Below are 6106 nucleotides of genomic sequence, written 5' to 3' on the forward strand. Positions count from 1 at the left end.
CCCCCCCCCCCCCCCCCCCCCCCCCCCCCCCCCCCCCCCCCCCCCCCCCCCCCCCCCCCCCCCCCCCCCCCCCCCCCCCCCCCCCCCCCCCCCCCCCCCCCCCCCCCCCCCCCAAAAAATTTTTTTTGTCGTGGTTCGTCGGCAGCGTCAGATGTGTATAAGAGACAGGGTACGGTTTACAAAATTGTTCTGGTTCAATAAATCGAAGGCCTGTACCGTTATGGTTGCCCTGCGTTTCCAAAGTTCTTTTTGGAGGTAGCTGTTAATCACCAAGGGATTATTGGTAATATTGGCATTAATGCCGCTTACAAAGCTCTTGCTTGCACTATAGCCCAAGATCAAGCTGCCCCACATGATAAAACGGCCATCAATATTCAGCGAAAGCGTATTGGTACGGCTATCCCTGAAAGTAGGCAGTGAATTGCTCGATTTGGTAATGCTGTAAGCCACAAAAGGATTTACTTCCAGCCACTCGTTAGGATTGATCCTGGCACCCGCACGTTCGTTCATGATCCAGGCAGAAGTGGTGTTTTTGTTAAAATTACTCATCGAAACGGTATGGTTGTTGGCTATGTTACCGCTAAAAGACAAATTGTATTTGCGGTCGTTCAGTTGCTTGCTGATCGAGTAGTTTCCGTTGATCCGGTATACACCAGCGGTATTCAAAAAATGGGTTTCGCTTTTCCAAATGCTATCGGCACCTTTTACATCAACGGTATTTCTGATAACCGCATCGTCAACAAAAGTAGCGTTCATGTTAAACGAATAATTCAGCTTTGAATTGGCGATGTAGTTGTTATAACTCGCGTTAATGGAGTGGTTAAAAGTAACCCTCAGGTTTGGATTACCCACCACCGGATTTTGCGGATTGGAAACATCCCTCACCGGCTGGATCTGGTCAAAAGTAGGTTCGGTTGCATTGCCCGAATAATTGATCTGCATGCTGTGCTGCCTCGACCATAAATATTGGAACCGGGCAATAGGAATAAGGTTGAAACTGGTTCGGTGCGTACTTGTGCCGAGGCTTACCTTGGTGCCACTCAAAACCGCTGGCACTGCCGTAACACCTAATGAAAACCTGGTTTTCGAATCGCGGTCTACTCCATAGCGATAATTCAGGGCGATACGGGCCTGGGTAAACGAATAATCGTAAATATTGCTTAGCGAATCGATGACCTGATGCACGCCACCTGCATTGATGTTGCTTGTTAAGGCCGTGTTGTCATAGCCGTTGTAATTAACCTGTCCGTTAAACTCAAACTGCGATTTAACCGACAATGGCTCTACATAGGTTAGGCTTCCGCGATAGGTTCTTGTAAGATTGTCTCTTTCAACAAGCCGGTGAATCAGCGAATCTTTTGATACGATATCGGCATTGCTGCTTTCGTAAGAGATAATATTCGAATTCCTTTCCTGCTCGGCATCCTGTTTGTTGCGGCTCATGCTCAGCTGTACCGAAAGGTTTCTTCTCGGTTTTTTAAAAATATGTTGATAGAACAAAGTTGCATCAACATTGGGCCGGGTATTGCTGCTGGTATTGGCCCCTGTTTGGTCCTGGTTAATGTATCCTCTTTGGATGACGTTAGACTGCCCGCCATTAACAGAAGAACTATAAGTAATGTTTGGGCTGAATTTGATGTAATTGTTGCTATCGAGGTTAGCTTCCAGTTCAAAACCGAAATTATGGTTTTTAGAATTGTTTTGGCTGGTGCTGTTATTGGTAGAAAAAGTAGAACCCCTAGAGCTAAAAATTTGCGAAGCGCTGCTGTTGAGCGAGTTTACATTATTAAAAGTATAGCGGTAATTGGTATTCAGCTCTACCTTGGGGCTCAGCTTGTCGCGGTAGGAGAATGAAGTATTTCCGGTGTTGGTGGTTCCCCCGCTTCCTCCCGAAGAGCTGTTACCACCCCCGGTATTGCCACCGCCGTTTCCACCACGGTTTCCACCTCCACCTCCGGCATTGCCTCCGCCTCCATTTCCACCACCATTACCGCCTCCGTTGCTGCCACTATTGGCCACGCCATTTACGGTATTGTTCAATCGGCCACTTAAGCCAATGGTTTCGTTGCCATTGATCCTTGTCCCGAAAACAGAGCCCTCGTAGCGCTTGTTGTTGCCAACACCCGCACTTGCATTTCCGGTATTGCCCACCGATTTATCTGTCCGGGTTACAATGTTCAGTATTTTTTCTGGGTCGCCGTCTTTAACGCCCGTTCTGGCGGCCTGGTCGCCATAATCGTCAACAATCTGTACTTTCTCCACAATTTCGGCAGGCAGGTTCTGAATGGCCGTAGCCACATCGCCACCCAAGTAGGTTTTGCCATTGATTTTAGCCTTGGTTACGTTATTGCCTTGATGCACCAAGGTGCCGTCTGATCCTACTTCCATGCCTTCCATTTTCTTTAAAAGCTCATCTACTGTGGCATTTTCGCGCACAATGTAGTCGCTGGCCTTATATTCAACAGTATCTGTTTTATACGTAATGGAAGGTGTTCCGTTTACGACCACCTCGTTGAGGGTATTAGCCTGACTTTTGAGCACAATAGGATCCATCACGATACGCGGAATGGCATCGTTTTGTTTAAACTTGGCCACAATAGGTTTATAGCCCAGGCTAGTGATCGAAAGTGTATAAGTAGCCGATTTTACATTTTTGAACACGAAAATGCCATCGGGATTGGTGCTGGTTACCAAAGTGTCTTTGGCCGAAGTAAGTTTAACCGTAGTGCCTGGTACGCCAAGATCGGTGGTATCTTTTACAATACCGCTGATTTCGCGCAGCAACAAAGGCGGCGGCGTATTGGATTTAGGGGGCGTATTTGGCCTTACGGGCGTTTGTTGAGCGTACAGGGTATTAACGAAGAAGAACCCGAGTACAAAAACAAGCAATGCTTTTGAAAAAGCAGGATATATCGATGAATTGAACATGTTGAGTAGAGTTTGTTTGGTTTGAATTGAAAGGCTTTGCTTATTTTTTGTAAAGGGTATATTTTCCCCAGAAATCTGTGGCATTCATCAGATCCTGCATATTGCTTCCAGCTCCGCCGCCAAAACCAGCTCCTCCGGCTCTTCCGCCAGCTGCTCCACCACCAAAGCCTCCACGAGCCCCACCAAAACCACCTGCACCGCCTCCGCCAAAGCCGGCATTGCCTCCAAAGCCCATATTGCTTAATCCATTTAATTTAATTTGATAAGCGAGTTCCTTGGCATCGGCCACATTGATGTCTAATAAACTTAAGGGAATAGCCAATTCATAAACATAAGCCCCACTTTGATCAAAGGAAGCCACTGCTTTCAATCCGTACTCGTTATAAATAGAAACCAGTGAATCTGGAATAGATTTGAATCCCGCCACTTTGATTTCCTTTACACCGGCCAATTGTTGCTTATGCAACACGAGGTTGGCCGAATCACGCTGTTGTTGCGTTTGTTGGGCTCTATTCTGAAAACCACCTTGTCTTTGTCCGCCCTGACCACGCGCACCCTGTGTGCGGTTAGCACGATTAATCAAGGGGTAAGTAACACTCATGGCATCCTTATCTCGTTTTTTGCCTTGCGTATTGATCAAAAAAGTCAATCCCCCAGCCATAATTTTGGTGGCATCAACTGCTTTGACAATCAGGTAGAGATTTTTATCGTCGTTGGCCATGCTGTAGAAAATAGCTGTTCTTTTATTTTCAGCTGCATAAGTATCGTTCCAGTCGGAAGCTTTTCCATCAATTCTGATCGTAGCCGGAGCTGGCATGCTGGCCACTTGAACATCTGGCAGTTTTTGCGCCATGGCTCCCAAGTTCAATAGGCTAAGGCAAAAGAATAAGTAAAAATTTTTCATGGTGTGTTAAGTATGTGCTATTTGATTAGGTTTAACGCAATAGACTGCTGAATTTTGGAATGGCTTAATTCAGAATTTTGGATTTTAAGCTTCTTACGATTGCAAAAAATACAATAGTGGCCTTCAATGTAAAATAAAGGCCATTTCACTCCCTATCAGCAACCTCCATATCGCTAAAATGTTACGGTATGGCTTTATCCTTCCAATCCTTTTTTACAACAAGACAAAAAAAATCCCCGATAGGTGTATCGAGGATTTGAGGGGTATTCAAGAATATTTTATTTCGACAGTTCGTACGATTCGGCCAGCTTAAGTGCATTATAGGCATTTACAATTCCGCCACTTACGCAGATCTCGCTAAACAGCACGCGTACATTCTCATCCTTCTCGTTCTTATATTTCACCTTATGGTTTACTTTGCTTACCGATTTGATGATGATTTCCCTAACTTGCGCCGGACTCAGTTCGGGATGGTAGCTCAATAGCAAAGCCGCCAAGCCAGAAACCACCGGGGCGGCCATACTGGTACCATCATATTCGTCGTATTTAGAGCCCGGAACGGTAGAGTTGATCATGAAACCAGGTGCAAAAACATCTACATTGTATTTGCCATAGTTCGAAAACGATGCCTTTAAATCTTCGTCGTCTTTATAGGAACTGGCGCCCACCTCTATCCAGTTACTGGCATGTGGCAAGTTGTACTTAGCCGAATCAAGCGGTGCCGGCTTGGCAAAAGGATCTGGTCGGCGTGGTCCCATGCCCATACCTTGCCGCATCATGTCTTCACGTTTGGGTATCGTCAATCCTTTTTCAGGTTTTTGATGGGCTTTGGCATACGCTTCGGCTTCGGGACTGTCGTAATATTTATTCGGGAAATTATCTACGATATCGTTATTGCTGTTATCATTTCCAGCGGCATGTACCAAAAGTACGCCTTTTGATTCGGCATATTTAACCGCTTCGTCAACTGCTTTTTTATCCCATTTATAGGCTTTGCCAAAACTCATGTTGATTACACGTGCTCCATTATCAACAGCATAACGGATGCCATTGGCTACATCTTTATCGCGTTCATCACCTTCGGGTACCACCCTAATGGTCATGATGCTTACATGATTGGCTACGCCCATAATGCCTAAGGCATTGTTTCTGTTGGCACCAATAATGCCCGATACGTGGGTACCGTGATCGGCATTAGGGCCGGTAACGTCGTTATTTCCGTAATTACGCTGAGCCGAATTGCTATAATCGTCGCCAACCAAGGTTGCACGCTCATCGTATTTCATTTCAAGATTATATTTCAGCATCACTTCGAGCTCGTGATAACCTTTCTGAATATTTTTATAGAATTTCTCTATGCTTCCGTCTTCTTTTGAGCCTTTACGGATGATTTTCTTCACATACTCTTCAGTCTCGTCGTCTGCCTTGTATTTGTCGATATCTTCTAAAGATGCGATTTGTTTTTTATTGATGAAAGCCACCGAATCCATGACTTTTTTAATGGCGATGTAAACCGGGAAGGCGCTGCTGGCCTCGTCATATTTCTTTCCGAAATCTGTTCTCACCTTGTTATACAATGCAAATTCTACTTTTTCGGCACTATCCAATACCGTACTCGGGATAGTAGACTTATATTTAGGTTCCAATTTTCTCTTGATCCTTACCAGTTCAAGGTTATCGTAGGCCAGATTGCCTTTGTTCGAGCCTATGAAATTCCAGCCATGCACATCGTCGATATAGCCGTTGCCATCGTCGTCTATGCCATTTCCAGGAATTTCTTTGGTATTGGTCCACAGTACATCCTTAAGGTCTTCGTGTTTGATGTCAGTGCCGCCATCTATCACGGCTACAATGATTTTTTGTTTAGGCTTTTTGTCTTTGAGCAATTCGGCGTAAGCCTTTTCGGTGCTGATGCCAAAATAACCACTGGTTAGCAAATCGAGATTAAACCAGTTGGGAGGCAGGGTTACATTTTTATCTTGGGCAAAGAGCGGTGCTGCCAGACCTATGAAAAGTGCAAAAAACAGACTAATCTTCAATTTCATGGTTAAAATACTTTCAGAGATTAACGTAATTTACAATAATACGGTTTTAAAATAGTTAGGGCGCTAGTTTAAGGCGATTTTAACAAATATTTAACAGGAGGATATAAACGACAAAGGGCCATCCTGTCGGATGGCCCCTGCTTTAAAATTTGGCGCCGACCTACTCTCCCACGTGTTACCGCAGTACCATCGGCTCAGGCGGGCTTAACTTCTCTGTTCGGAATGGGAA

3 protein-coding genes and 1 rRNA gene are annotated in these 6106 nt (G+C 45.3%); all 4 read right to left on the minus strand.

Annotated elements, in window-relative coordinates; translation table 11 throughout:
• Window positions 1–147: 147 nt before the first annotated feature.
• Window positions 148–2928, minus strand: a complete 2781-nt coding sequence (locus JHD69_RS18760; protein ID WP_199141875.1) for an outer membrane beta-barrel protein — start codon at window positions 2926–2928, stop codon at window positions 148–150.
• 40 nt (window positions 2929–2968) lie between these two features.
• The gene (locus JHD69_RS18765; RefSeq protein WP_199141876.1) at window positions 2969–3832 is read right to left on the minus strand and encodes a hypothetical protein; all 864 of its coding nucleotides are present in this window, start codon (window positions 3830–3832) and stop codon (window positions 2969–2971) included.
• 278 nt (window positions 3833–4110) lie between these two features.
• Complete coding sequence (locus tag JHD69_RS18770) at window positions 4111–5877, minus strand: S8 family peptidase (protein ID WP_199141877.1); 1767 nt, start codon at window positions 5875–5877, stop codon at window positions 4111–4113.
• 147 nt (window positions 5878–6024) lie between these two features.
• Window positions 6025–6106, minus strand: a 5S ribosomal RNA gene (gene rrf / locus JHD69_RS18775); the annotation flags it as partial.

Origin of the sequence: Pedobacter sp. ASV12, from assembly GCF_016429155.1 — a bacterium.
Classification (GTDB): Bacteria; Bacteroidota; Bacteroidia; order Sphingobacteriales; family Sphingobacteriaceae; genus Pedobacter.